The sequence below is a fragment of the Bradyrhizobium sp. 190 genome, assembly GCF_023073415.1.
Classification (GTDB): domain Bacteria; phylum Pseudomonadota; class Alphaproteobacteria; order Rhizobiales; family Xanthobacteraceae; genus Bradyrhizobium.
The window spans coordinates 1-26,819 of the sequence record NZ_JADPJL010000016.1; the positions used below are offsets into that span (position 1 = coordinate 1).

Below are 26,819 nucleotides of genomic sequence, written 5' to 3' on the forward strand. Positions count from 1 at the left end.
CCGCTCCCTTCCGGTCGGCAATCTAGCGCCGGCCCGTTTCTATGCCACAGGGGGAGCGCAGCGCCGCGCATAGTTTTTTAGAAGGAGCGCTCACCAAGGTGAGATTGCTGAGCGCAAAGCGATGATCGACCGCGAGCATGATCTGTCGATCACCAGGCAGGTGGGAGTTTTGCAGATCAGCCCGCGGCAGCGTTTATTACCTGCCGCGGCCGGTGCCGGACGCCGAGCTCGCGATCATGCGGCGTCTCGACCGGCTGCATCTGGAGTTTCCCTTCGCCGGTTCAGCAAATGCTGAGAGGCCTGCTGGCTGCCGAGGGGTGCAAGATCGGCCGCCGGCATGTGAAGACACCGATGCGGCGGATGGGATAGAGGCGCTCTATCGCCGTCCGCGCACCACCAGACCCGAGCCCGGCCACAAGATCCATACCTGCTGCGCGGCATTGAGATCACGCGACCCCGAACCAAGTCTGGGCGATGGACATCACCTACATCCCGACGGCGAGTGGCTTCGTCTATCTCGCCGTGGTGCTGGACTGGGCAACACGTCGTGTTCTGTCGTGGCGGCGTCGATCACCATGGAAGCAGTCTTCTGCGTCGAGACGCTGGAGGATGCCTTGGCTCGCCGAAGAAGCGGCGCAGCGCCTCACGCACCACGGCTCCTCCACGAGATCCTTGGCAATCACCTTGTGGCCCGCGGCCTGCGGCTTAAGTCGGTTAGCAAGTTTCCTTCCGCACACGGGCGTACCGAAATGGCCTACGGCGAGTCTCCTGCCGGTTGGAGCGCTGTAATCGTTGTTCGCTTACTGACAACGGCAGAGCTGCTGTCACCTTCAAAACAGCTGTCGCCTGAAGCTGGGCTATGTTTTTGAAAGCGAAATCAGAAGCTTAAACAGCAAGAACAGCGCTGGCATGGCGGTTGCTAGTAGGTTGCCGCAACACTGACTGAGGGCTGAGTGCACGCCGACGCGCAAAGACTAGCGATGCTCTCCTTCCCTGAACCCGTGTGCCCTGTTTCTAAGGAGAAACAAGCTCGCGCGCAAATCGCGCAATCTTTGGCAATCGGTTGATGGAGAGCAACATGGCTTCACTGAGACAAATCGCATTCTACGGCAAGGGTGGCATCGGCAAGTCGACCACCTCACAGAACACGCTGGCGGCGCTGGCCGAGATGGGCCACAAGATCCTGATCGTCGGCTGCGATCCCAAGGCAGACTCGACCCGTCTGATCCTGCACGCCAAGGCCCAGGACACTATTCTGAGCCTGGCGGCGAACGCCGGCAGCGTCGAGGACCTCGAAATCGAGGACGTGATGAGGGTCGGCTACAAGGACATCCGCTGTGTGGAGTCGGGTGGCCCGGAGCCGGGTGTGGGGTGCGCCGGCCGCGGCGTCATCACCTCGATCAACTTCCTGGAAGAGAATGGCGCCTATGAGGACATCGACTACGTCTCCTACGACGTGCTCGGCGACGTCGTCTGCGGCGGCTTTGCGATGCCCATCCGCGAGAACAAGGCGCAGGAGATCTACATTGTGATGTCCGGTGAGATGATGGCAATGTATGCCGCCAACAACATCTCCAAAGGCATCCTGAAATATGCCAACTCCGGCGGCGTGCGGCTCGGCGGCCTGATCTGCAACGAGCGGCAGACCGACAAGGAGCTTGAGCTGGCGGAGGCGCTGGCCAAGAAGCTCGGCACCCAGCTGATCTATTTCGTGCCGCGCGACAACGTCGTGCAGCACGCGGAACTGCGCCGCATGACCGTGCTGGAATATGCGTCGGACTCCCAGCAGGCCGATCACTATCGCAATCTCGCGACTAGGATACACAACAATGGGGGCAAGGGCATCATCCCGACCCCGATCTCCATGGACGAGCTCGAGGACATGTTGATGGAGCACGGCGTCATGAAACCGGTCGACGAGTCCATCGTCGGCAAGACCGCCGCCGAACTCGCCGCCTCGTAAAGAGAGCGCGCGAATGAATGCCGGCCTCCTCGATCTTGGCTCTGGGAGGCCGGCGTTCTGGCGAAGATTTGGCGCCAGCACCGGATTCGCCGAAGCATGCTTGACCGTAGTGGATTCGTAAAGCGATGTTCGAAGTACAATGGTTCCGATGAGTATCACCAGAGTGCCTGACGAGAGTGGCGAGCCACATACCGCAATTGCGACCTATCAGCTGCTTACAGGCTGCCATCCCGCAAAGGCCGACTTCAATAGCGACACCGATTTCGATCGCCACGTGCTTGCGTCCATTCTGGCCGCCGCGGCGATGGAGCGCGGGTGGATTTCCGACAAGGCCGGCCTGTCCAGCGAAGAGCTGGCGGCATTGCTGGAGCAGCACTTTCCGTCGATTCGGATCAATGCCGAGCAGCAGCTGTTGCATTTCAAACGCGATGGGAACGATGAGGTCGCTACGTTGCGTGATCTCCTGCTCGCGCAACGATCGACCGAGGGGGAGACCGGCCGCTGGCTGGCTGCAATGATCGCGCGTCGCGCCCTCGAGCCAAATCACTTATGGGAAGATCTCGAATTACGCGATCGTGACGAAATCTCCCGCCTGTTAAGCCGTCATTTCGCGCCGCTCGCCGCGCGCAATATCAACAATATGCGCTGGAAGCGCTTCTTCTATCGAACCCTATGCAAGGACGATGGCCTCGTGATGTGCACGACGCCGGTGTGCACGCAATGTAACGACTTCAACCTCTGCTTTGGCGATGAGAGCGGCGAGAGCCGGATGGCAGAGCGGCGACGAGACGCTCTGTTGCCGGCGGATGCCCTAGCTGAGGCGCGCCGAACGGATCGTCTGTTGGCGAGCCTTCCTGTCGAAAACCGCGCCGGTCCTGGGGGGGGCGACGACGTACAGGTGGACGCGGCTGAGGCCGATTTTGGCGGGCTGGCCCGTCGGTTTTGCGACGCTGTCGCGTTTGCAACAGCCGGGCTGCCGTGAAAATTGGCGCTTTCTCAGTGAATTAAGTCGAATGCTGACTTGGCATGCGGGTTGCTGAAACCTTCTTTGGCAAGAGCAACAAGGAGCCCCCATGACCGCCGCCGCCGCTGCGAAATCTCCATGGTCCGACACGGCTCGGACCAAGCCGATCGTGCTCACCGACACGACGCTGCGCGATGGCGAGCAGGCCCCGGGCGTCGCCTTTACCACGGCCGAAAAGGTAGCGATCGCGCAGGCGCTGGCACGGGCCGGAGTCACTGAGATCGAGGCGGGGACACCCGCCATGAGCAGTGGAGATCGCCGCCATCCGCGCCATTGTCGAAGCCGACCTGCCGCTCACTACCATTGGCTGGTGCCGGATGCGTGAAGCCGATATCGACGCAGCGATCGAGGCCAAGCTGTCCATGGTCAATGTGTCGATCCCGGCCTCTGACGTGCAGATTGCCGCCAAGCTTGGCGGTGACCGCGAGCTGGCACTGGAGCAGGTGAAGCGGGTGGTCGGTTATGCCCGCGAGCAGGAGCTTGAGGTCGCTGTCGGTGGCGAGGACTCCTCCCGCGCCGACGTCAACTTCCTCATCACGCTGATCGCAACTGCAAAGGCCGCCGGCGCGCGGCGCTTCCGCATTGCCGATACGCTCAGCGTGCTCGATCCCGACTCCGCCTTCGCACTGATCGGGCGTCTGCGCGCGACAACCGATCTCGACCTCGAATTTCACGGCCATGACGATCTTGGGCTCGCGACCGCAAATACGCGTGCCGCCATCAAGGGCGGCGCGAGCCACGCCTCGGTGACTGTAATCGGACTGGGCGAGCGGGCGGGAAATGCGCCGCTGGAGGAAGTCACGGTCGCGCTCAAACAGCTCTACGGGCGCGAAACCGGCATCGTGCTGCCGGAGCTCGAGAAGGTAGCCGTAGTCGTCGCAGCCGCGGCTACATGTGCGATTCCTCTGAACAAGGCGATCGTGGGTGGGCATGTGTTCACTCATGAATCCGGCATTCATGTCGATGGCTTGTTGAAGGATCAACGCACCTATCAGTCGCTCGACCCGCAATTGCTCGGCCGCTCCAACCGCATCGTGATCGGCAAGCATTCCGGACTTTCGGCAATCACCTCGCTGTTTAAGGAGTTGCAGCTCGCCATCAACGCAGAGGAGGCGAGGCGGATCTTGTCGCGGGTGCGCCAACATGCCGTCGAGCACAAGGGGCCGGTGCCGCGCGAGACCGTGGTGGCGATCTGGCGCGACGTCTGCGAACGATCGTTGACCGACTGCGCGTGAGGGCCATGTCCAGCATCGTTACCACCGATCCAGTTGCAGCTATCTCTCCAGGGCGAAAGCGCTCGCTGCGCGCGCTGATTCGCGGTGACATTGGTTGTGTGTCTCTGCGCGGTCGCTCGGCGCACAATCAGCTCGCGAAGTTGCTGACCTATCGCGCTCATCCTTACCGTGATCTGCTGTTGCACCACGAGCCCTCTCTGGACAGCCGGCTGGCGAATTCCGGAGCGGCTGTTGTTCCGGTTCGGCCGCTTCCTGGCTCATACCGACATCCATCCTGGCGCGACCGTCGACCTCTTCTTCATCGACGTGACGCCTGTGTCGTGATCGGCGAGTGCCGAAGTGGCTAGGAATTTAATGCTCTATTACCGCATCAGCCTTGGTGGCGTGTCTTGGTCGCGGTGTAAGCGCCAGCCTACCCTAGAGGACTGCGTGATGGTCGACGCCAGCACAAAAGACCATGGGTCCGATCAAGGTCGGATGCGACGCGCGCATCCGAGCGACAATTCACTTATCATCGAGAGCCGTCCGACGTCACCGTGGTCGGCATCCCGGCACGCGCGTGCGGTCGCAGCGGAGCCATCGCTGCTTTATCGGCGATTTCGACCTCGACCGTCATCTGATGCTGTTTCCGGCGACGCGATCGCCGTCCTGTTCGACCCATTTCGAGTTTCTGGAGGCGCGATTGGCCATACGCAGCGTCGCCTGCGCGAGGCGGGGCTGCCGCGAGGCGACCAGCCTATTCCGGGTCCCGAGCAGGGGTCGGCGACCTAACCCAGGGAGATATTCGATGAGCGACACACAATCGGCTGCCGGCATCCTCTATCAACTCAACAAGGCCTGCTCGGCGGAGGATTTTTTTGCCCTTCTCGGCGTCGACTACGACCCCAAAATCGTCAACGTCGCGCGCCTGCATATCTTAAGGCGCATGGGGCAATATCTCGCCAAGGAACAATTCGCCGGTGCCGCGGAGGCAGAGGTGACGGCGCGGTGCAAGGCGGTACTGGAGCAGGCCTATGCCGATTTCGTAGCATCATCACCGATCGAACAGCGGGTGTTCAAGGTGTTGCAGGATGCGGTCGCGGAGCCCAAGAAGCCGGCGGCCTTCGTGCCATTGAGTGCGCTGAAGTAACCCCGCGCATCACTTCAGTGACGGTTAGCAACTAACCATGTCGGATCGGCGCGTTAACCCGTCTTGCTCTTAATGGAGATCAACTCCATGCAGCAACGCGCGAAGTGGCGTTGTCGCATTCCCGACTATGTCGGACTTGAACTGCAGGCGATTTCGACAGTCAGTTTATCAACTTCTCGCAACGCATTGGTTTCACACCAAGTTTTCGATGGCGCCGCAACTGGTACAACACTTGCTGTTCTCCGACTAAGTCCGCCATTGACGCCGAGTTGACCGAATTATCGGCTGTCCGAGATGAGATTCGGAGCAAGACCAATGATGTTGTTGTTAATGCTCGCTACTCGCGCCGGGATGATCTTGTGGGTCACGTTCGCGATAATGCCGTTAGAAATTGCCTTTAACGCCATTGAGACCGGGATTGAGCGGGAGATGGCCGCCAATGGGTAACTCGCGCGTCCACGGTACCTCTGGAGCAGTATCGTTTGCGTCAAGGAGATCCCGGACTCTGCGGAGGTCCGCGTGCACCCCGTGACCAACACCCCCATGCGCCAAGAGGGCCGACCATCATCAACCCCTACGACCTGTTCGCGATGGAAGCCGCGCTCGAATAGCGTGACCGATTTGGCGACGAGATCATCATGCTCACAATGGGGCCGCCATCGACTGAGAACTCCCTGCGCAAGGCGCACCTTCGGTGCCGATCGTCCAGTGCTGCTGACCGACCACTTCTTTGCCGGCGCCGACACGCTTGCCACGACTTACGCGTTCGCGACCGCGATCCGGAAAATCGGTGATTGGTTTAGCACGCCCGATATCATCTTCACCGGCAAACAGATCATCGACGGCCACACCGCTCAGGTAGGGCCTGACATGGCTAGGCGGCTCGGTCTGTTGCAGCTCACCTATGTCGCCAAAATCGCCGGACTCGAGCTCACCTCCCGCCCCGTCGACGCGGAGCCGCGCGCCGAAGGCGGCGTGCAGGGGGTGCACACAAACCTGCCCTGCCTGATCACTAGGCTGGAATTGACGAACCAGATTTGCGGCGGCCTCGATGGTCGCCCCCCGTGCGCGGCACGGGCGCCGGTGGTGAAATCGAGCGCGCAGCAAGCCGGCTTCGAGGACGTCTCGAACGGTGCCTGCGCGGCTCACCGACCATCATCAAGTGGGTCTTTGCGCCTCGCCGCGCGCCGCCAAGGCGGTGCTAGTGGAAGCTGCCAAGGAGCCGGCGGAGCCGCTGATCGAACGCATCTTCGAGCGCAAACCGAAATCCGAAGCCTATCTTGCGGTGCTGGTGCGCTGATTGTGAGGAGTTTGAGCCATGAGTAGCGTCATCAAAGGTCCCACGCCTGCCGCCGGCGGCCGCGCAGCAGCGAAGAAAGAATTGCCGGAGCACTTCAAGGCCTACAAGCATATCTGGGTCTTCATCGAGCAGGAGCGCGGTCAGGTGCATCCCGTCTCCTGGGAACTCTTAGGTACGGGCCGCAAGCTCGCCGACAAGCTGAAAGTCGATCTCGCCGCGGTTGTAATCGGCCCGGAGGGCGAGGCGACGCGCAGCGCCGCCCTCGAATCCTTCTGCTACGGCGCTGATCTTGTATATCTCGTGGCCGACAATGTGCTATCGGAGTATCGCAACGAGTCGTATACCAAGGCGCTGACCGATCTCGTCAACACCTATAAGCCCGAGATCCTGCTGTTGGGCGCCACCACGCTCGGTCGCGATCTCGCGGGCTCGGTCGCGACAACGCTACTGACGGGTCTCACCGCCGACTGCACCGGACTCGACGTCGACGCGGATGGTTCGCTTGCGGCCACGCGTCCGACCTTTGGTGGCACGCTACTTTGCACGATCTACACCTTGAATTACCGGCCGCAAATGGCAACCGTTCGCCCACGCGTCATGCCGATGCCCGAGCGCGTCGCACGCGATGCCGCCCGTATCATCATTCATCCGCTTGCCCTCGTCGAAGACGAAATCGTCACCAAGGTCCTATCGTTCATCCCGGACCGGGATTCCGCAAAATCCAACCTCGCTTATGCCGATGTCGTTGTCGCCGGCGGCTTGGGCCTGGGATCGCTCGAGAATTTTCAGTTGGTGCGACAGCTCGCCGCCATGATTGGAGCCGAATTTGGCTGCTCGCGACCACTGGTACAGAAGGGCTGGGTCGCCTCCGACCGGCAGATCGGACAAACCGGCAAGACCATACGGCCAAAGCTCTACATCGCTGCCGGCATTTCCGGTGCGATCCAGCACCGCGTCGGCGTCGAGGGCGCGGACCTGATTGTCGCCATCAACACTGACAAGAACGCTCCGATTTTCGACTTCGCCCATATCGGCATCGTGACCGATGCGATTCATCTGCTGCCGGCGCTGACGGCCGCATTTCGTGCACGGCTGTCGCCGCATTCGCGCGACCGCATTGCGAGCTAGCGCCACTAGTGAGAAGGAGAGGCTCATGATCGAAGAACGTTTCGACGCCATCGTGGTCGGCGCGGGCATGGCGGGCAATGCCGCGGCGCTGGCCATGGCCAAGCGGGGCATGAAGGTGCTGCAGCTCGAGCGCGGCGAATATTCGGGATCGAAGAACGTGCAGGGCGCGATCCTCTATGCCGACATGCTGGAAAAGCTAATCCCGGACTTTCGCGAGGACGCGCCGCTCGAGCGCCATCTGGTCGAGCAGCGGTTCTGGATGATGGACGATCGCTCCCATGTCGGCCTGCACTACTGCTCCGACGAGTTCAATGAGCAGCGGCCGAACCGCTACACCATCATCCGCGCGCAGTTTGACAAATGGTTCTCCTCGAAGGTACGCGAGGCCGGCGCGACGGTGCTGTGCGAGACCACGGTGACCGAGCTCGCGCAGGATGCCAATGGCAAGGTCGTCGGGGTGCGCACGGATCGCGGCGACGGCGAAGTCCATGCGGATGTCGTGGTGCTGGCCGAGGGCGTCAACGGCCTGCTCGGCACGCGTGCGGGTCTGCGCGAGCGTCCCAAGCCTGATAAGGTGGCACTCGCGGTGAAGGAAATGCACTTCTTGCCGCGCGAGACCATCGAGGAACGGTTCAATCTTGAAGGCGACGAGGGCGTCGTGATCGAGGCGGTCGGCACCATTTCCCGCGGCATGACTGGGATGGGCTTCATCTATGCTAACAAGGAGTGCATCTCGCTCGGCATCGGCTGTCTCGTCGCCGACTTCCAGCGCACGGGCGAGACGCCCTATGGACTGCTCGATCGCTTCAAGCGGCATCCGTCCGTGGGGCGGCTGATCAAGGGTTCCGAGGTGAAGGAATATTCCGCGCATCTGATCCCTGAGGGCGGCTACAAGGCGATCCCGCAGCTTTATGGTGAGGGCTGGGTGGTGGTGGGCGATGCGGCGCAGCTCAACAATGCCATTCATCGCGAGGGCTCTAACCTCGCGATGACCTCGGGCCGCATCGCGGCCGAAGCAATCTCGCAGGTGCGGTCGCGCCGGGCTCCCATGAGCGCTGAGAATCTCGCGCTCTACAAGAGGATGCTGGACGACTCCTTCGTGATCAAGGATCTGAAGAAATACAAGGATATGCCGACGCTGATGCACACCAATTCGCAAAACTTTTTTCTCACCTATCCGCAGCTCGTCTCCAGGGCGATGCAGAACTTTGTGCGCGTCGACGGCACGCCAAAGACTGAGAAAGAGAAGGTGACGTTGAAATCCTTCGTTAATGCGCGGTCCTGGATAGGTTTATTCGGCGATGCATTCCGCCTCGCTCGCGCCTGGCGCTGATCAGCCAAATTCGATGCCGAACCCAAGGAGCTGAAACATGACTGTCGAGCCCTCCGTTCGCGTTGAGGATAAGTTGTTCTACAACCGATATCTTGTCGACGTTGGTCGTCCCCACATCAAGGTACGCTCGCACACCGAGCCATCGCCGCAGCTACTTGCGCTTTTGAAAGCTTGCCCCGCGCGCTGCTATGAGCTCAACGACAAGGGCCAGGTCGAGATCACCGTCGACGGGTGCATCGAGTGCGGCACCTGCCGCGTTATCGGAGAGCCCACCGGTGACATCGAATGGAGCTACCCGCGTGGGGGATATGGGGTGTTATTCAAGTTTGGGTGAAGGCTGTACGACAGGCGGCGTGTGCTCGCCATGGATTGAGACGATCTCGCGGCGGATACAGTTTCGCCTCGCACCGCTTGCGAGACTGAGATTGGAGCAAAGCTCGAACTCTGGTGAGGGGGGACTCTCCGCGAACTCATCGCTGTAATTCGGCGGATACTTCTCACGGACATCACCAAACGGGGAAACCGCCGAATGAGGCGGCCTGATCCAGCTTAGGCTCGCGAGCTTTTCTTCCGAGGAGCCGTGCGAAGTCGCACCTATGTTATTGAAAAGATGGTCATTTTACAATAATGTCGGCGATCGACGACATTCGCAGATGTCGCCGAACGGTAACTTTTCTTATTGTAAGCGAACGGTGACATCTGCTATTGTAGGCGAACGCTGACATTTGGATCCCCCATGCTCATACGCACACCTGCCGACCTAGGCGCCGTTATTCGCGACAGACGCAAGCGTCTCAAGCTCGATCAGTCGACACTGGCCAAACGCATTGGCGTCAGCCGTCAATGGGTGATCGATATCGAGCATGGTCACCCGCGCGCCGAATTGGCTCTCGTGCTCCGCGCCCTTGACGCTCTTGGCATCCTTTTGGATGCAAGCAGCGAGTCCAGTACTAGTACTAGTCGCGTCTCGGCACCATCCGCCGTCGATATCAACGCCATCGTCGCCAAAGCCAAAAAGGGCAAAGCATGACGAACGAACTTGTCGTGCTCTTGGATGGCAAAGAAGTTGGCCGCGTGCGCAGCGATGCGCGCGGCCGGCTGACCTTTATCTATGACAGCAACTGGCGCGGCACGCAGGGAGCTTATCCCCTATCACTCTCGATGCCGCTTGCCGCCGAGCAACATGGTCCCGCGTCCGTTCAGGCCTTCCTGTGGGGACTTCTGCCCGACAATGAGCGTGTGCTTGATCGTTGGGCCAAGAAATTCCAGGTCTCCGCCCGCAACGCCTTTGCCCTCATCTCTCACGTAGGGGTGGATTGCGCCGGTGCGATCCAGTTCGTCACGCCCGATCGGTTGGAAGCCTTGAGAACAGGCGAAAACGACAAGATCGAATGGCTCGGCCCGCCGGAAATCGCCAAACGGCTCCAGGCCTTGCGAGAGGATCACGCTGCCTGGCGTTTGCCGCGGGACACCGGCCAATTCAGTCTCGCGGGCGCCCAGCCGAAAACGGCTCTTCTTTTGAAAAAGGGCCAATGGGGTATTCCGTCTGGGCGCGTTCCGACCACGCATATCCTGAAACCGCCGACAGGCCATTTCGACGGACACGCCGAAAATGAGCACGTTTGCCTATTGCTCGCGCGCAATCTGGGCCTCCCGGTCGCAGACACCAAAGTGATGCGGTTTGAAAACGAAGTTGCCATTGTGGTCGAGCGCTATGATCGGCAACTCAGCGGAAACGACATCATCCGGATCCACCAGGAAGATGTCTGCCAAGCAATGGGCATCCCGCCGACGAAGAAATATCAGAACGAAGGTGGACCGACGCCAGCCAATGTGATCGACATCCTGCGTACCAACTCGACCGACCGCGCGGCCGACGTTCAGACCTTCGTTAGCGCCCTCGGCTTTAATTGGCTCATCGGGGGGCCTGATGCGCACGCCAAGAACTACTCGTTGCTTCTGGCGGGCGGTCCCCATGTACGTCTTGCGCCGCTCTACGATGTCGCCAGCATTCTTCCCTACGACGATGTGGACATTCGGAAGATCAAGCTCGCAATGAAAGTTGGAGGTGAATACAAGCTGGACTTAATCGGCTTGCGCCAGTGGCAAAAGTTTGCCCGCGAAACGCGCATTGATACGGACGAACTTATTGCCAGTCTGATCTCAATGGCTGAGCAGATTCCCGACCTCGTGACTGACATTCGCGCGCGAGCGCTAGAGGAAGGATTAGACAATGCCGTCATCGGACGGTTGGCCAAGGCATTGAGCACAAGAGCGCGAGATTGCGAACGTCTTCTGAGGGGCGGCTAGAGTTCGGCAAGTTGATCCGGCATGATCATCATCGGTCCGGTATCCGCCGGCGGAACCAACGCCGGCTTCCCGCAACGTCTTCTCATGGGCGTCCATGCAGGCGCCGCTGCCGTTGATGGCACTTACTGCCAGCGACCCATAACTCGAATCGGCCCTGTCCGCGCCGAGATCGCCGGTGACGATGCGGCGCATGGAAGCCGAAATGTGGTCGCGGCATCCCATACAACGACTAGAGATGCTGTTTGTGAATGCGATTGTAGTACCGCGAGGGCTCTTGGAGGGTGACGCAGATGCAGTCACTATGGATTTCGACTTCGCGCGATGATGAGGGACTCTCGCCCGTGGCCATCCGCGCATGGGCCTTGATCGGCTTGTTTGTCAATCTCGCTTTTGTTGGACTGGTCCTATTCTGCTGCTGAGCTCAGATCTGGCCAACTTAGGTTGATCGCATCCGGTCTCTGACCATGTCGTTTGGGTAACTTGCGTTGCTCTACCAAGCTTACGGAAAAATCGAACAATGTTGAAGACGAAAAAGTGGTGGTAGCTTTCGATGACGCAGATGCACTAGGTATTACAGCACGAAATGCGTCGAAGATTGTTGTGCCTTTGGCGAGCGTTTCCCGTATTCGGTCTCTGGTTTCGACACCGCCCTTATCCTGCCGTCTCATGAACTCGGCAGGTCATCGTCCATCGTTGCGGTGCGGATCGCAATCTTCGTGTCGATGTGCCCGTTGAAACCGATCGGCCCGCAATAGACCTCTCGCGTCACACGCTCGATCTCGGCGATAATTTCGAACCGCAGCACTTTTGGTGCCGTAATGCAGCCGCCCCGGAAAGGGTAGGGTGGCGGCTCTCAATCTCCTGCAACTTCTGAGATCGACGTTTGTGCGGTGAGGCATAGAATTCGTGATCGCTGGAACACGACCGAGTGCCGAGTGCAAACGCGTGCCACATTGGTACGCATCAGCTTGACGATCAGAGTGTTCGCGTCACGGTCCTTGTCGGGCCAGACTGGGACTCAGCGCGGCGTTAGTCTTCCTTGCAATCAGCGGAACGCCTGGCAGGTCGCCTCGATCCGCTTGCGCGGAGAGGCCGAAATCAGAGCAAAGCTCGGGCCCCTCCGCGAACTCAGGTTCGTAGATATCGCTCTAACCCTGACCCTCTCCCACAACAAGAGGGCGGATGCATCACTCCTCCGCCTGGACCACGCCGTGCCCGGCCGCCTCGATCGCAACCGCAACCGATTGCACGATCGCGGCAAGGCGCACCGCAGTCTGGATCGCGGCGGAACCGACGCCGGCTTCCTGCAGCGCCTTCTCATGGGCATCCACGCAGGCACCGCAGCCATTGATGGCGGAAACCGCCAGCGACCACAGCTCGAAATCGGCCTTGTCAACCCCAGGATTGGCGATCACGTTCATGCGCAACCGCGCCGGCATGCTCTTGTATTCCGGATTGGAAGCGAGGTGAACGAAACGGTAATAGACGTTGTTCATCGCCATCACGCAAGCTGCGGATTTCGCAGCCGCAACCGCCGCCGGCGTCATCACGGCAGCCGCCGCGGATTCCATTGCGGCGATCACTACCGGGGCGCGGGTCGCGATCGCGGTCGCCAGCAATAGCCCGTATTTGCTCTGCGGTGACAACGTCTCATCAGCCACCATCGACGCCAGATTGAGTCTGACGTCCTTGGCGAAATCTGGAATCTGGTCCTTTAATTGCTCGATAGACATGATACCTCAGGCTACTTTCAGAGTTTCGCCGCCGATCTCGCGGTTGCAGGGGCACAGCTCGTCGGTCTGCAGCGCGTCCAATACTCGCAGCGTGTCCTTCGGGCTGCGGCCGACATTCAGGTTGGTCGCATAAACGTGCTGGATGGTGTTGTCGGGATCGACGATGAATGTATAGCGATAGGCGACGCCGTCAGGTGATCGCACACCCAGGCCATCGACCAGCGCGCCATTGGTGTCGGCAAATTGCCAGATCGGCAGATGATGCAGATCCTTGTGCTCGCGCCGCCAGGCGAGCTTGCAGAACTCGTTGTCGGTCGAGCCACCCAGCACGACTGCATCACGATCGGCGAAATCGCTGGACAGGCGCGCGAACTCGGCGATCTCGGTCGGGCAGACGAAGGTGAAATCTTTTGGGTAAAAGAAGATGATTTTCCATTTTCCGGAGAAGCTATCTTCAGTCAACGTCTCGAATGCGCTCTGCCCCTCCTCGTACTGCAGGTGAAAGCCGGGCTTCACGCCTGTGATTTCGAACGACGGCAACTTACTTCCTATTCCAAGCATATTGTCCTCACAAGGTTGCTTTTGCGCGGAGAGCGACATTCCGGCAACAGCGAAGCAAACTATATGCCATTCGTCCTCAAAATCCTCGGTTGCCGGAATGCGACAATCGGATGCTTGGGCATGCAGGCATTTGAACGCCATCGTTTCGGCTGAATGCTTCACTGCTTCCTCATGGCGTGTGCAGGCGGCAGGTTGCAGCCGTTGAAAGAGTTGCCCAGCCACGGTTAAGTTACGACGGCGAAGCAATGTCGGGACTGGACAAGATGAAGGCTCAGCGCACGCAATGTCCTGACAAGCCTCGTGATCGCCGTGCTTGAGGGCACCACGAACGCTCAAAAGAGTGGGCGGGTACCGGGCGGTTTTCATCGATGGTCATCAGGCCGTGGACGATGACGGGCTCAAGGTTGGCGATGCCATGTCGGCCGTGATCAAGTCGTCGGATATGATGATCGGTAAGTAGCTCTAGCCGAACTGGAATGCGCCCGGACGCGCGGCAGGCGCCCTGTGATGTCGCGCCATCATTCCCCCACGACTTGGTGCTCGCAAGGTGTCGTGCCGAAATCTCCGGTGAAAGTCCGGAGGCGGCAAGGCATTTTTCGGGAACGCCGGTGAGGAGCGGCACGCCAGATATGATCGCATCGGCAAGTTCGTCGCGCAGATCTTGGACGCCTCCTGCTTGGAGAATTTATTGAACACGAGCAGATCGACATCCTTCGTTCATCGCGCAGGAAGGGATAACTGTGGCGCTGCCAAGCTCATTAGCCTAGAAGCTTACACCAAATGGCACCGGTGCCGGGTGGCTGGCAGATCGAAATCTCGTGCCCGTCATTTCGAGCGGGACCATGGTCTTCGTGCTCATTGCGTCCTGAAGTTTCGCTGGACGATGCTGCCGACGCGCGCGCGTTGCCGCGCGAGATCCTGGGTTAAGTCGGCGAGCAGCATATCGACTTCCTGTCCTGGGCCGGTAGAGGATTGTCATGACGCGGTTGGGATCAATCTAGGAGAAGTTAGTGAAGATGGCCTTGGTCCTCTTTCCGCTGGTATCAGGCCGCGGCGCTTTCCTGTCCAGCATCTTCCGCTGGCGTGGAAGCCGTTATAGCCGGCAGCGGAGGTCCAGACACCGTGAGCAGTGAGACGCCCTCGATCTGGGCAAATACGTCCATTCCATTCTCGAGCCCTAGCGTATCAAAGGAGAAACGCGTAATGCGCGCCAAAATCTCCGCGCCAGAGCCTCCGCTGCCGAGCCCAAGCAGCAGCGTGAGCTCACCCGGGCAGAGCGGCAAACAGGCCTTTATCCGCGCCGGAAAGACATTGAGCATGGAGTTTGCGAGCGGCGCTTCGCGTGCAAGGCTGACGTCGCTGGCTGCGATGCGCAGCCGCTGGTGCACGCCGGGTGGAAGGGGCGCCGCCGGCACCAGCAAGCGCGCACCTTTGACGGAGAGGATGAGTAGGCCATAGCGTCTGTCATAGCCGGCGGTCACGGCATCAAGGCTGACAGCAGCCTCGCGGCTTGCCGCAAGCGGCAGCGCAGGATCGGTCTGCAAGACATGTAACGGCCCAGCCGCAGTCACCGTGCCATGATCGGTGATAACGAGATGATCGGCAAGGCGTTCAATATCAGCCATGTCATGGCTGATATAGATCATCGGCAGCGCGAACTGTTTCTGCAGGCACTCGAGCAACGACAGAATCTCTCTCTTGGCGCAGCGGTCAAGAGCGGCAAGCGGCTCGTCCATTACAAGCAACTTTGGCTGGGATAACAGCGCCCGGCCGATTACAACGCGCTGCCGCTCGCCGCCGGCGAGGTGCGCTGGCGAGCGGTCGAGCAGCGGCGCGATACCCAGAAATGCGAGTACCTTCTCAAAGACGATCAGCATCGGTTCGCCTTTGGGCGTGCCGTAGAGCAGGTTTCTCTGGACCGTCAAATGGGGAAAAAGGGTTTCCTCCTGGAACACATAACCGATGGGGCGCAAATGCGGTGGGCGGAACATGGTCTCATCCTGCCACAACTCACCATCGATGCCACAGAAAGCGTCGGGTAAATGCTCGAGACCGGCGATGCAGCGCGCGATCGTGGTTTTGCCGCAGCCTGGCGGTCCGAAAATCGCTGCCACACCTTTAGCCGGTACGCTGAACTGCGCGTCGAGTGGAAAGCTACCCAACTGCCTCTTGAAGGCGATTTCGATCCGGCCTGGTGTGGCTGTTCTCACGTGCGCCTCGTTCCGCAGCATTTCTCGATCAACGTTAAAAGGATGATTACCGCAAAGGCGAACATCACCATGCCGCCGGCAAGCTGATTTGCTTCGCGCCAGCGCGACGCTTGGACATAGTCGAAGAGAAGGGCCGACACCACCTTGGTGCGTCCAGGAATGTTGCCGCCGATAATCAGTACGAGGCCGAATGCGCCGATTGTATGCGAAAAACCAAGCACCGCGGCTGTGAGAAAACCCGGTCGCGCCAGGGGCAGGGCGACGGTAAAGAACGCATACAATGGAGAGGCGCGCAAAGTGGCCGCAACTTCCAGCGGACGGTTGCCGATGGTAACGAAGGAGTTGCGGATGGGCTGGACCACGAAAGGCAGCGCCCACAACACCGATCCTACCACGAGTCCCGCAAAAGTGAAAGCGAACGTGCGTCCGCCCCAGAGAGAGGCGAGAAGGCCGCCAGGGCCGCTCGGGCCGAGCAAGACCAACAGATAAAAACCGATTACCGTTGGCGGTAGCACCAGCGGCAGCGCGATGAGCGCGGCCACCGCCTCAGCCCAAAAGCTCTTTGACCGTGCTAGCCACCACGCGAGCGGCGTACCAACGATTAGCAGGATCAGGGTCGTCAGGCTCGCGAGCTCGATCGTGAGCCCGAGCGATTGCCAGATTTCTGTCGAAAAGCGCCCCATGCACGTCTACTCCGGTCGTCGAACCCGTAGCCATCGCGCGCGACGACGGAGTGGGTTTCCGGTGTTTCGAGAAAATTGACGAAGGCGCGTATCACGGTGCTGTCGGCGCAAATCTTGACCAACATGGGGCCCTGCGGGATGGGGATATAAAGCTTCTTCGGCACCAGACAACGCGAACCACTGGCGCCGTTGGCCGAAAGGAACATCTGAAATGAAGCGCCTTGGGTGATCTGGCTGTACAACTGTCCACTCGCCCCAACCACGGCCTCGTCCCAGGTCTTCTGCTCGAACGAAGCTGCAGTCTCCTTCGCGGGCTCGCGAATCGCGGCGAGCGCCACATTGGTGTTCGCCGCCTCCGCATTTCCGAGCATAAGCAGAATCAGAGTTGCATTGATCAGGATTAATCGGGCAAGTGTCACCGGACAGCTCCTAGGGACGGAAACGGTGCCACTGCTTTCTGGTCACAGCGGCTCTTCGCTGCTCGATCCTAGCAATCGGCGTGCCGCTCGCAGAATTTGATGCGTGCCTTGCTTGAGAAGAGTGAAGCACGCATAGACGTCAGCTTGCCTTCTGGAATGGCGACACCCGTCGTCGGATGTCGGACATCGACGTCGTCAACCGCACACGGACTGGCATTACAAGATGGGGGGCAGACGTGATGCCGATCGCCTCTCGTCCAAGCTTGAAGATTGCTTCAGAATGGTGAAGGCAGTGTCGGGACTAATCGCCAATGTCACCAAGCGCGTGCGGGTTAAAGACCTTGGCTGGTTTGTCATAGGCCCGTTCGATTCGACAACTCATGGATCTCGGCTTTCATACAGCACAAGCTGCATGCCTGCGAATGATTTCATGATTGTCTTCAGAACGCGCGTCACTGCTCCGCGGCTCTATCGCTCGACTCGTGATCTGCATCGTCGCTCTCATCTAATTCTGGTTGACGTGATAGGTTAGCTCGAGGATCCACAATGCTAACCACGCTGCTCTGGCGTTGCCAACCGAACAACCCGTGTTCAATTTCTGACAACGGCGCAAAAGCACGTCGGGTTCAAAACACCGCGGCTTGCGCCGCCGTGGAGGCTTTGAAACCGTAGTCAGGCGCTTAAGTGCGCTGACGGCGCTGGCATGAGCGTTGCTATTGAGATGCCTCAACACGAAGTGAGGGCTGAAGGCACGCAGACGCGCAAGATAGGCGATGTTCTCCTTCCTTGAACCCGCGCGCCCCCGTTTCCTACAAAGACAAGCTCGCGCATAAAGCCGCGCAGCTTCTGGCAATAACCTTGGAGAGCAAAATGGTACTGCGCATGGAATCCGAGGCTCCTCCCATAAAAGTGCAGAGCTGGTTGCGTGGCCAGCCCCTGAGGAGCTTGCAAGGAGAAAAGGTCTACATCATCGAATTTTGGGCAACTTGGTGCGAGCCATGTGTGAAGGCGATGCCCCATTTGGTGCGACTCCAAGAGGAATACAGAGACAGGGGACTTGAGGTCGTCGGAGTCGCAGCTAACGAAGAAGGGCCAACGCTGGACGAGGCTCGAGCCAAGTTGGACGCGTGGTTGACCGAAAAATTCCCGAAGCTGGGCTATTCAATCGCGCTCGACTATTCAGGAGAAATGAACAAGCTTTGGATGGAGCCCAGTTCTTCACTCGGGATTCCTACCTCGTTCGTGGTCGACCGTGACGGCCACATCGCCTTTATCGGTCATCCGACGCAACTCGATAACGTCTTGCCGAAGGTTCTCAATGGCATCTGGCGCACCAGCGATGAAGCCAAAGCCGCCGATACGAAGCGAATCGGCGAAGCTCAGCGCCTGCGCGAAACACTAGCGTTGCGTAAGTCGATACTCGCCAAACTTACGCCCGCGATAAAGGCCGAGGATTGGGTGACGGCGCTTTCGGCAGCCGAAGAGGCCGTCGCCGTGATGCCGGACGACATCAGCTTCCGCCTGATTCATGTAGATCTTTTACTTCACAAGATGCACGACATGCGGACGGGCTTGCCGGCCATGCGCCGATTGATTCGAGACGCGATCGGCCAAAGATCGGAGGTGTGGATGGCCGGAGTTATGGGCGAACTCTTCGATCCGGTGAAGGACAACTCCTACGTTCCGCCTGCCGAGCGCTTTGCGATGGGCAAGGAGTTGGCCGAACACATGCTGACGCTGAATCCTCCGCAACGCGGCGAGGGCGATAAGTTCAAGTCCTATGGAGCGATCGCTCAATATTATTACGAGAGCGGCAACAAGGATCGCGCGATCGAGTTGATCGAGCTTGCGCTGAAGTCGTTGGACCATCCGGAGCCTATCCACGAAGAAGTGAAACAGCGCTTCGCGCCGCGGTTGCTTCAGGCCCTGGCCAACTACAAGGGTGAAAAGGTTTGTTACGGGAATTTCTGTTCGGCTCCGCAAAACAAGTCTCCTGAAGTGCCAAAGCGCAGGCGCCGGAGGAGAAAAAAATGAAAAAAGGGATGGTAATCGGAATTGTGCTTTCTGGTCCATGCCCCCCACTTCTCTGGCGGCCACTCGCAAGTGGTCGTCCCGTGAAATACCTGATTTTGAATCAGATTGATTAGGTGTTGTCTGGCGAAGAAGCTGGCCGGGATTTGTCACAACAATAGGCTGAGCTACCTAAGACGTCGGAACTTGTGGTCGTGGATGGCCTTGGTGACGTTGCCCTCCCGGCACAAAAGTAGTTGCGGCCCAGTCGACGCTCGGACTTAAAGTGGCCGATGACCGGCTCCGACCGCGAAGCTCCTCGCAAATTCGTTGACAATCGGCTCGTCTGCCGCGTCTACCCTGAGGTGAACACCCTCGTATAGTCAGTCGGGGTTGCGGTATAGGTTTATCAGCATAAGAGGCTTGATGGCGTTCCCGATCAGCGCCTCCCATTCCGAGATCACGGTTAAAGCGCGTGGCCAGCGATGTGACCACCCTGAAGGCGATGCTGCGCGCCGAGCGAGCGGCTCGATGCCGCGGCAGCGGAAGCTCAGGCACGAGCGCGACTGAGACTCGCTAGCAGCGCATAAGTTTCTCGTTCAATGCACTTCAGCAGATACTGTCTCCAACAATCTTTGAAGCGCTTGCGAGCCATGACGCTGTGTTGATTGGCAAACAGAGCTATCAGCGCTGTCTTCGGCAAGCGCTTCCGCGCATGTGTAGGGAACCTTGTCAATCGGCGCGAGGAGAACGAAACCGACAGCAAACAGAATTGCGATAAAGAAAGCGATGTCCGCGACCGATACGTAGAGAAAATTGACAATTCTTGAGAAGGCGGTTCTGGACGCCTCCTGAGGGATTTGTGCCATGATCGGCTCCGCTAAACCCAAACTTGCCGCACGCAGTGAGGCGCCGACAAATAGCGAAATCATTCGCTCAACGCCATAGGCGATTGGCTTGTCTCTAACACGACAATGAGCGTTTCTTGAAGAAGGAATCGCGCGGAAGCTACTCGACGTGGAGCAGGGGCTTCTCGATTCTGGTAGCTGAACAGAATTCGACGATGCGCTAGTTTTCTTCCAACCATGCAGTCGTTCTTGTGAACGGCCGCTCCATTTCCGCGGCTCGCGGTGAAGTGACGTCAGCGAGAAGCCGCTGACGCATGCCGTGTTAATCTTGCTGAGACAGCGGAGACCGACCATGGGTACCCGCAATCTGCGCGCAAGATCATAAGGACGGCTCTTCCCGGCTGGAGACGGTTGTTAACGGACTTCAGTCTCCGGTTTATGCATTCTGCAGCAATGGCTTGAGTCGCTTTGCGCAGCGCCTGGTTGCGCCATCGTTTAATAATGATCATCCCCAGAAATGTGGCGATTGAGATCGTCCAGGTCCGCAGCGATGCGAAGCAGAGGCCGACCATTCAGCACCAAGTCGGCCGAAACAAACATCAAAGCCACCACGAGACCTCATGCAAGGCGGCGACCACGTTACCTTGATTTGCGCATCTTGCGCTGCCGCAGATGTCGTCGCAAAGAGCGACATACAGGAACGAAATGGTGACGTGCAACAGTCAGTCCGTAACAGGTCGCGCGCAGGAAAAGCATGGCCGCTGGTGCGGTGCTGCATTTGAACGCCGTTGGCACGGCCGTTGCTTTTGAGACGTCAACAACACTGAGCTAGACTCATTGAGCACACCATTACGGTTGAGTTGGAGGATTCCACCATCGGCAAGACCGCCGCCCAAATCCCCGCTTGCTGGAGGATTAAAAGACCCCGGTAGGCTTCCGACCATCCGTTGAAGGAGGCGCGTTTGAATCATTTGCGAGCTCAGGTTCGGGTCGTGCCGAATCCCTCACGTTCATCGCTGGATCGGTATATGGCATCTCGTTCGCCGATTCTGCGCTCCCAGTCAGTGTGCGGGTGCCCTCTGCCGCATGGCACCGCCATTGATGTCGAAAGACGGCGCGAACACGACTAACGCGCGACGCGCGATCACGCGTTCGTGCCGTTAATTCGAGTGTCTGGTCTGGCTGATCCGCGCTGAGCTCGGCGAGGAAGTCCGTCTGTCCGGAGTAATGCGTCATAGGTCAATAATCGCCGGATCTCTGCGCTATTTCGCAGCTAGCTTCGCAAGTTTGCGCTGCTCTTCCGACTATAGAAGGTCGTCTTCGTAAGGAGAGTTGCGAATGAGGGGCAATGTTACCAAGGAAGTAAGGGGGCACGCGTACCGCGTTGACCTTACGCCTCTAGCCAGCTGCGAATATGTGGTGGCTGGGTGATAAGCGAGACCGACGCCGACGCCGGGGTTTGGTCGCAAAGGACTACAACCATCGCAAAGCCGGAGGAGGCGAAGGTGCGAGAGAACCAGATCCGCTTCAGTTATCTTTCATCTGGCGCTGGACCAGGAGCATGTGCGTGGCTCAAAGAGGACTAGCCCAGAGTGCCTTTGAATGATCCAGCTGCCGTAGCGGCAATCGTCTCAACTTTGCGGCGTGTTCACGGCGACAACATTGCACGTACGTTGCTCGCAGACGGCGTGAGCTTGGCGGTACTTATTGATGCGGCGTTCTCCTTGCCAATAAGCAACAGTGACGCTGTCCGAATGATCGCAAGGGCGCTTGACTCTGGCGATTTCAGCGTCACACCGGAGTTGGGGCCGCTCTGGCGCGTGCGGTACATTTATGAAGATCGACGTGCATCGATGCACGTCGTGGATATGGAGGTGTTAACGCCGGGCAGGACCTTCGCGAGCACTGAGATTTCGTTGCTGCTGTCCGTATGAGACGAAGTCAAGGTCCCTCTGATGTTCTTCTGTCAACCGGTCTGCAAACTTGGAGTCGGCTTTTGGACTGGGATCCCCAGCTCAGGAGTGAGAATATCGCAAGCCGAAACTAGGCTGTCGAGATGTACACAAGCGGATACGATGCGAAGCCCAAGAAGCGTGCGGGCCGCTCGCTCATTCGGGCTCTGAATAATGTCATAAGAGACGAGCAGTTGGCGCACGCTTTCGTTGGGCTCCTGGGTCACCGTGCTTGTGCGACCAGGCGGTTTCATTGGAACAGCGCGCTGATCCATAGGTCGGAACCTTTAGATACCGAATTTATCTGATGCAAAACGAGTCGCGATCGCACTTAGCGTGCGCGTGACAGGGATTCTCCCTTAGTTTAGCCGAGGCGGGGCTGCCATACTATTGGTCCCACGGTCGTCCTAGTTCAGTGCGAAGCGTCCAAATCGCGCTGTTTGCAATATGCAGTATGTCCTGCTCGCCATTTCTCAGTGAGAGTTCCAGATTAGCTCGTAATCGATCGCGCAGCAATTCCTTAGCATTATGCACAAGCAATGGATCCGTCTCGACAAAGCGCCATGACTTCTCAAATGCGGCGCTCACGAGGTCGTCCTCAGAGGCTTGGTGCCGCGCGGATGAAGTGTGGTCCATGATTAAGAACTCCAGAGTGACATCCTCATAGGGGGATACACAACCCGCCCGGTCGAAAGTGGGGATGTCGACCGGCCGGCCCGCATTTTGGCAAAGACCAAGCCTTATCAGATCCAGCATACAAGCGCTCCCGCCAAACAGATGCCACGCGTTGCAAGTAGATTGCCATAACGCTTTAGCGCACCTGAAGTCCTTCAGTTTGTTGAGAGCACTCTCGATGCACCGACAAAACTAATAAGGACGTTTGGTGAAGCTGAGATGACTGATTCGGCCTTCAAGCCCACTAAGATTTCGTGCAATTTGGAATCAGATGGCGCCGTTGCAAAGCATGTGTTCGTCTCACTCTGCGGATCAGTGGGTTCCGCGAGGAATAATTGTGTCGTTCACTTCTGCTGAGTACGCATCCGGCGTAGGCCACAGGCCGATTGGATTAGTCGGCCAGCGCTTGAGCCAAGTCGGATGTTCTTTGTGCATCCGGACGAGCTCGATCAGGTTTTCGTTTCCGAAGTCGGTGAATGCCATGACGCCGTGTTCGCCGGCGCCACAGACCCAGATGACGCCGTCCTCGGGATTTGGCCGCTCCGGCCCTTGAAACCGGGAGGCCTATTTAGGAAATAGTCTCGGTTGCCAAACGCTTTATCGGCATATTGAACGGTCGAAGGGATGATCGCTTGGACATGCTGGTGGCAGGCTCGAAGGGTGGCCGGGTACTGCTGGTGCGGTGGCGCGGCGACGAGCTTTGGATGTTTCCTGGCGGATGCCGGCGCGGCCGCGAAGCGGCGGAGCAGTGCCTCTGGCGCGAGATCAAATCTCCATGCGGTATGTGGCGTCGCAGGATTTAGGCCAGCGCGAGGCGGCGAGTTGTCGTGCGTTTCGTGTGCAACGTCGTGTTCGCAACATGTTGGCGGATACCAGACGAGTGCGGGTTGGCTTTAGGAAGAGAAAGCACGCGCCACGCTTCGTTTTGCGTTCAGTTGCCCGCGCAGCGGTCCATGCGCGGGAGCATCAGGCGATTGGCCCGGCTTTTGCTCCCCTGCTTGCCACGGCATGCGGCTCCCCTGCTTTGTCGGGATCGTCCGCTGCAGAATGAGGATCTCTATGCGACCAAAGGTGATGCCATGAAGAATTGGAGTTCCGTGACGACCAAGGTGCTAAGCACGGCCACTGTTGCAATGGTCTTGATGACGCGCACCGCGCTGGCGAACGAATACAACATGGATAATAGCAGCAATGCTAGCCTGCGGTACGTTCCTGAAAACAGGATCGTCCTTGCCCAGACCACGCTCACCTCGGAACGACCGGCAAGCTTCACGCTTCAGAACGGGATGCAGGTGGTGGTGATCCCGGATCACCGCACACCCGTCGTGACGCAGATGATCTGGTACAAGGTGGGCTCCGCCGACGAGACGCCCGGCAAATCGGGGCTTGCGCATTTCCTCGAACACCTGATGTTCAAGGGCACCGCCAAGCATCCGCCCGGCGAATTCTCCCAGACCGTTCTGCGCGTCGGCGGCAACCAGAACGCCTTCACCTCGATGGACTACACCAGCTATTTCCAGCGTGTGCCGCGCGAACAGCTGACGAAGATGATGGAACTCGAGGCTGACCGGATGACCGGTCTCATTCTCCAAGATGAGAACGTGCTGTCCGAGCGCGACGTCGTGCTCGAAGAGTTCAACATGCGCGTCGCCAACAATCCCGATGCGCGGCTCACCGAGCAGATGATGGCGGCGCTTTACCTCAACCACCCCTACGGCCGCCCCATTATCGGCTGGCGGCAGGAGATCGAAAAGCTCGACCGCGAAGATGGGCTCGCGTTCTACAAGCGCTTCTACGCGCCCAACAATGCGATCCTGATCATCGCGGGCGACGTCGATCCCAAGGAAATCCGCCCGATGGTGGAGAAGAACTTTGGCGACATCCCCGCGCAGCCCTCGATCCCTGCAAAACGCCTGCGGCCACAGGAGCCGACGCCGGCGGCGCCGCGCACCGTGACCCTGTCCGATCCGCGCGTCGAGCAGCCGGCTTTGCGCCGCTACTATCTGGTGCCGTCGGCTCACACCGCGGCCGCGGGCGAGAGTCCTGCGCTTGACGTGCTCGCGCAACTGATGGGCGGCGGCTCCAACTCCTATCTCTATCGCGCGCTGGTAATCGACCGTCAGCTCGCGATCAGCGCCGGCGCAAGCTACCAGGGCACCTCGCTCGATCCCTCGCAGTTCATGATCTCCGCCACGCCGAAGCCCGGCGTCGAGTTCACGCAGATCGAGGATGCCATCGACAAGGTGATCGCCGACCTCGCGCAAAATCCCGCGCGCGCCGAGGATCTCGAGCGGGTCAAGACCCAGTTGATTGCGGAAGCGATCTACGCCCAGGACAACCAGGCCACGCTGGCGCGCTGGTATGGCGGCGCGCTTACCACGGGACTTTCCATCGACGATATCCGGAGCTGGCCGGACCGGATTCGTGCCGTTACCGCCGAGCAGGTCCGTGACGCCGCACAGAAATGGCTCGACAAGAAACGCTCAGTGACCGGCTATCTGATCAAGGATGCCGCGCCCAAACGCGAGGAGAAGCGCTCATGACCTATTCCTTCACACGGCGTGCGGCCCTCATCGGCGGAGCTTCGCTTGCAATCGCGATGCTCGCCTCGGCACCTTCGCAGGCCGCCACCAAGATCCAGCGCCTGGTCTCGCCCGGCGGCATCGAAGCCTGGTTCGTGCAGGACGCCACCGTCCCGCTGATCGCGATGAAATATGCCTTCGGCGGCGGAGCGACCCAGGACCCCACCGACAAGCCCGGCGTTGGCCACTTGACGGCCAGCCTGCTCGACGAAGGCTCCGGCGACCTCGACTCGAAGACCTATCACGAGCGGCTCGATCGCCGCGCCATCGAGCTGAGCTTTACCTCGACCCGCGACCAATTCCGCGGTTCCTTGCGCATGCTCAAGGACAACAAGGATGAGGCCTTTGACCTCCTGCGGATGGCGCTGACCTCGCCGCGTTTCGATGCGCCCGACGTCGTACGCATCCGCGCGCAGGTGCTCTCGAGCTTGCGGCGTGAGTCCACCAACCCGAGTTCGCTCGCCAATCGCAAGTTCCTCGAAGTCGCCTTCAACGGCCATCCTTACGGACGGCAATCCCAGGGCACGCTGGACAGCGTGCCGAGAATCGAGATCGCCGATCTCAAGGACTATGTCCGCCGCGTGATCGCGAAGGACACGCTCAAGATTGCGGTGGTCGGTGACGTCGATCCCGAGACCCTCGGCAAGCTGCTTGACAAGACCTTTGGCAGCCTGCCGGCCAAGGCGCAGTTGACAGAGGTGCCCGACGTGCTCGCGGCAAAGCCGCCGCAGCGCGTCTGCATTCCGCTCGACGTGCCGCAGACGGTCGTGACCTTCGGCGGTCCCGGCGTCCGCCGCAGCGAGCCGGATTTCATGGCGGCCTACGTCGTCAACCAGATTCTTGGCGGCGGCGATCTGTCATCGCGGCTCTACCGCGAAGTCCGCGAGAAGCGCGGGCTTGCTTATTCCGTCTATGAGACGCTCTTGTGGATGGATCATGCCGCCCTGTTCGTCGGCAATACCGGCACCCGCGCCGATCGCGCCGGCGAGACGGTGGAAGAGATCGAGAAGCAGGTCCGCCGGATGGCCGAGGAAGGCCCGACCCAGCAGGAGTTCGACGAGGCCAAGTCGTATCTGAAGGGCTCGCAGATGCTCGCGCTCGATACGTCGTCAAATCTCGCACAGGCGCTGCTGCAGTATCAGCTCGACAAGCTGCCGATCGACTATATCGAGAAGCGCAATGCCCTCGTCGACGCGGTGACGCTGGAGGATGCCAGGAAGGTCGCGCGGCGGCTGTGGGGCCAGGGCCTGCTCACCGTCATTGTCGGCCGCTCCCCGCAGGCCGCAGCCCAGCCAACCACCGCGCCATCGGCCACGACGCAGCCGCCACCGGCGGTACAGCCAGGCGCCGCGCCATCAGCCACAACGCCGGGACCACCCAATTGACCTTTGTGTCGTGAGGTGACATTCGGTGCGCGTTAAGGACAAGCTGTCCCATAGCCGTTATTTGGCCGACATCCGACCTGCCTACATCAAGGGCGGCCTCACGAGAGCCCGTCAGTGCAGTTAGTCGCTCCTGCTGAAAGCTGTTGCCACGCCGCTACGAGTCGAACACCAAGGCCGTGCCGAGACTACCGCTGACGGTCGCATCGAATGTGGCCCTCTCGGGTCACCGGCGAGCCCCGCCAGCTGGAGTCAGCCACACGGCGGCTACGGCGGCTATTCAAGTTTCGGTGACGATTGGGCAGCTGCGATGGGCCTAACAAGGACCGTCTTTGGTTCGAT

General features: G+C 59.5%; 21 protein-coding genes and 4 pseudogenes. 14 read left to right on the forward strand and 11 right to left on the reverse strand.

The window, feature by feature from the left end; genetic code table 11:
• Positions 1 to 73: 73 nt before the first annotated feature.
• The 9 genes and pseudogenes from IVB22_RS14350 to IVB22_RS14390 form a co-directional block, all read left to right on the forward strand.
• A pseudogene (locus tag IVB22_RS14350) lies at positions 74 to 623 on the forward strand (DDE-type integrase/transposase/recombinase); the annotation flags it as partial.
• Between the two features lie 455 nt (positions 624 to 1,078).
• Entirely contained in the window at positions 1,079 to 1,963 is an 885-nt protein-coding gene (gene nifH / locus IVB22_RS14355; protein WP_247517996.1) for a nitrogenase iron protein, read from the forward strand.
• Positions 1,964 to 2,126: 163 nt separating this feature from the next.
• Positions 2,127 to 2,945, forward strand: a complete 819-nt coding sequence (locus tag IVB22_RS14360) for a nitrogen fixation protein NifQ (protein ID WP_308200399.1) — start codon at positions 2,127 to 2,129, stop codon at positions 2,943 to 2,945.
• A gap of 91 nt (positions 2,946 to 3,036) precedes the next feature.
• Positions 3,037 to 4,222 (forward strand): annotated as a pseudogene (gene nifV, locus IVB22_RS14365) (homocitrate synthase).
• A 787-nt stretch (positions 4,223 to 5,009) separates the two neighbouring features.
• Complete coding sequence (gene nifW / locus IVB22_RS14370) at positions 5,010 to 5,351, forward strand: nitrogenase stabilizing/protective protein NifW (RefSeq protein ID WP_247517997.1); 342 nt, start codon at positions 5,010 to 5,012, stop codon at positions 5,349 to 5,351.
• Between the two features lie 528 nt (positions 5,352 to 5,879).
• Positions 5,880 to 6,651 (forward strand): annotated as a pseudogene (locus IVB22_RS14375) (nitrogen fixation protein FixA).
• Positions 6,652 to 6,669: 18 nt separating this feature from the next.
• The gene (locus IVB22_RS14380; protein ID WP_247513651.1) at positions 6,670 to 7,779 is read left to right on the forward strand and encodes an electron transfer flavoprotein subunit alpha/FixB family protein; all 1,110 of its coding nucleotides are present in this window, start codon (positions 6,670 to 6,672) and stop codon (positions 7,777 to 7,779) included.
• Between the two features lie 25 nt (positions 7,780 to 7,804).
• The gene (locus tag IVB22_RS14385; protein ID WP_247517998.1) at positions 7,805 to 9,112 is read left to right on the forward strand and encodes an FAD-dependent oxidoreductase; all 1,308 of its coding nucleotides are present in this window, start codon (positions 7,805 to 7,807) and stop codon (positions 9,110 to 9,112) included.
• 37 nt (positions 9,113 to 9,149) lie between these two features.
• Entirely contained in the window at positions 9,150 to 9,446 is a 297-nt protein-coding gene (locus tag IVB22_RS14390; protein WP_247517999.1) for a ferredoxin family protein, read from the forward strand.
• Positions 9,447 to 9,706: 260 nt separating this feature from the next.
• Here the strand turns inward: IVB22_RS14390 and IVB22_RS41905 are convergent, their stop codons facing one another.
• Positions 9,707 to 9,811, reverse strand: a complete 105-nt coding sequence (locus IVB22_RS41905) for a fibronectin type II domain-containing protein (protein ID WP_374207530.1) — start codon at positions 9,809 to 9,811, stop codon at positions 9,707 to 9,709.
• A 37-nt stretch (positions 9,812 to 9,848) separates the two neighbouring features.
• On the opposite strand from IVB22_RS41905, the gene IVB22_RS14395 reads away from it, so the two are divergent.
• Both IVB22_RS14395 and IVB22_RS14400 read left to right on the forward strand, forming a co-directional pair.
• On the forward strand, positions 9,849 to 10,142 hold the full coding sequence (locus IVB22_RS14395) for a type II toxin-antitoxin system Y4mF family antitoxin (protein ID WP_247518000.1): 294 nt from the start codon (positions 9,849 to 9,851) through the stop codon (positions 10,140 to 10,142).
• Positions 10,139 to 11,422: a type II toxin-antitoxin system HipA family toxin gene (locus tag IVB22_RS14400; RefSeq protein ID WP_247518001.1), complete on the forward strand. Its 1,284-nt coding sequence runs from the start codon at positions 10,139 to 10,141 to the stop codon at positions 11,420 to 11,422. The genes IVB22_RS14395 and IVB22_RS14400 overlap by 4 nt, the downstream gene beginning before the upstream one ends.
• A 54-nt stretch (positions 11,423 to 11,476) precedes the next feature.
• Here IVB22_RS14400 and IVB22_RS14405 read toward each other — a convergent pair.
• The 7 genes and pseudogenes from IVB22_RS14405 to IVB22_RS14435 form a co-directional block, all read right to left on the reverse strand.
• A pseudogene (locus tag IVB22_RS14405) lies at positions 11,477 to 11,587 on the reverse strand (carboxymuconolactone decarboxylase family protein); the annotation flags it as partial.
• Positions 11,588 to 12,086: 499 nt separating this feature from the next.
• Positions 12,087 to 12,227, reverse strand: coding sequence for a chorismate-binding protein (locus tag IVB22_RS14410; RefSeq protein WP_247518002.1), 141 nt, complete (start codon positions 12,225 to 12,227; stop codon positions 12,087 to 12,089).
• Positions 12,228 to 12,609: 382 nt separating this feature from the next.
• A complete protein-coding gene (locus IVB22_RS14415) occupies positions 12,610 to 13,155 on the reverse strand; it encodes a carboxymuconolactone decarboxylase family protein (RefSeq protein ID WP_247518003.1) in 546 nt (181 codons plus the stop codon).
• A 6-nt stretch (positions 13,156 to 13,161) separates the two neighbouring features.
• Positions 13,162 to 13,716 (reverse strand): peroxiredoxin, encoded by a 555-nt coding sequence (locus tag IVB22_RS14420; protein WP_247513689.1) that lies wholly within the window; start codon positions 13,714 to 13,716, stop codon positions 13,162 to 13,164.
• Positions 13,717 to 14,759: 1,043 nt separating this feature from the next.
• A complete protein-coding gene (modC, locus tag IVB22_RS14425) occupies positions 14,760 to 15,926 on the reverse strand; it encodes a molybdenum ABC transporter ATP-binding protein (RefSeq protein ID WP_247518004.1) in 1,167 nt (388 codons plus the stop codon).
• Entirely contained in the window at positions 15,923 to 16,609 is a 687-nt protein-coding gene (gene modB, locus IVB22_RS14430) for a molybdate ABC transporter permease subunit (RefSeq protein WP_247518005.1), read from the reverse strand. The genes modC and modB overlap by 4 nt, the downstream gene beginning before the upstream one ends.
• Positions 16,546 to 17,028, reverse strand: coding sequence for a hypothetical protein (locus tag IVB22_RS14435; protein WP_247518006.1), 483 nt, complete (start codon positions 17,026 to 17,028; stop codon positions 16,546 to 16,548). Before IVB22_RS14435 ends, modB begins: the two co-directional genes overlap by 64 nt.
• Positions 17,029 to 17,898: 870 nt before the next feature.
• Between IVB22_RS14435 and IVB22_RS14440 the strand changes: the two genes are divergently transcribed.
• On the forward strand, positions 17,899 to 19,062 hold the full coding sequence (locus IVB22_RS14440) for a TlpA disulfide reductase family protein (RefSeq protein ID WP_247518007.1): 1,164 nt from the start codon (positions 17,899 to 17,901) through the stop codon (positions 19,060 to 19,062).
• Between the two features lie 575 nt (positions 19,063 to 19,637).
• Here IVB22_RS14440 and IVB22_RS14445 read toward each other — a convergent pair.
• The 3 genes from IVB22_RS14445 to IVB22_RS14455 form a co-directional block, all read right to left on the reverse strand.
• A complete protein-coding gene (locus tag IVB22_RS14445; RefSeq protein WP_247518008.1) occupies positions 19,638 to 19,970 on the reverse strand; it encodes a hypothetical protein in 333 nt (110 codons plus the stop codon).
• A 2,255-nt stretch (positions 19,971 to 22,225) separates the two neighbouring features.
• Positions 22,226 to 22,594 (reverse strand): hypothetical protein, encoded by a 369-nt coding sequence (locus tag IVB22_RS14450; RefSeq protein ID WP_247518009.1) that lies wholly within the window; start codon positions 22,592 to 22,594, stop codon positions 22,226 to 22,228.
• A 231-nt stretch (positions 22,595 to 22,825) separates the two neighbouring features.
• Complete coding sequence (locus IVB22_RS14455; protein ID WP_308200400.1) at positions 22,826 to 22,996, reverse strand: hypothetical protein; 171 nt, start codon at positions 22,994 to 22,996, stop codon at positions 22,826 to 22,828.
• Positions 22,997 to 23,688: 692 nt separating this feature from the next.
• On the opposite strand from IVB22_RS14455, the gene IVB22_RS14465 reads away from it, so the two are divergent.
• Together IVB22_RS14465 and IVB22_RS14470 are read left to right on the forward strand one after the other, a co-directional pair.
• Entirely contained in the window at positions 23,689 to 25,056 is a 1,368-nt protein-coding gene (locus tag IVB22_RS14465; RefSeq protein WP_247518053.1) for a pitrilysin family protein, read from the forward strand.
• A complete protein-coding gene (locus IVB22_RS14470) occupies positions 25,053 to 26,480 on the forward strand; it encodes a pitrilysin family protein (protein ID WP_247518010.1) in 1,428 nt (475 codons plus the stop codon). The genes IVB22_RS14465 and IVB22_RS14470 overlap by 4 nt, the downstream gene beginning before the upstream one ends.
• The last annotated feature ends 339 nt before the right edge of the window (positions 26,481 to 26,819 follow it).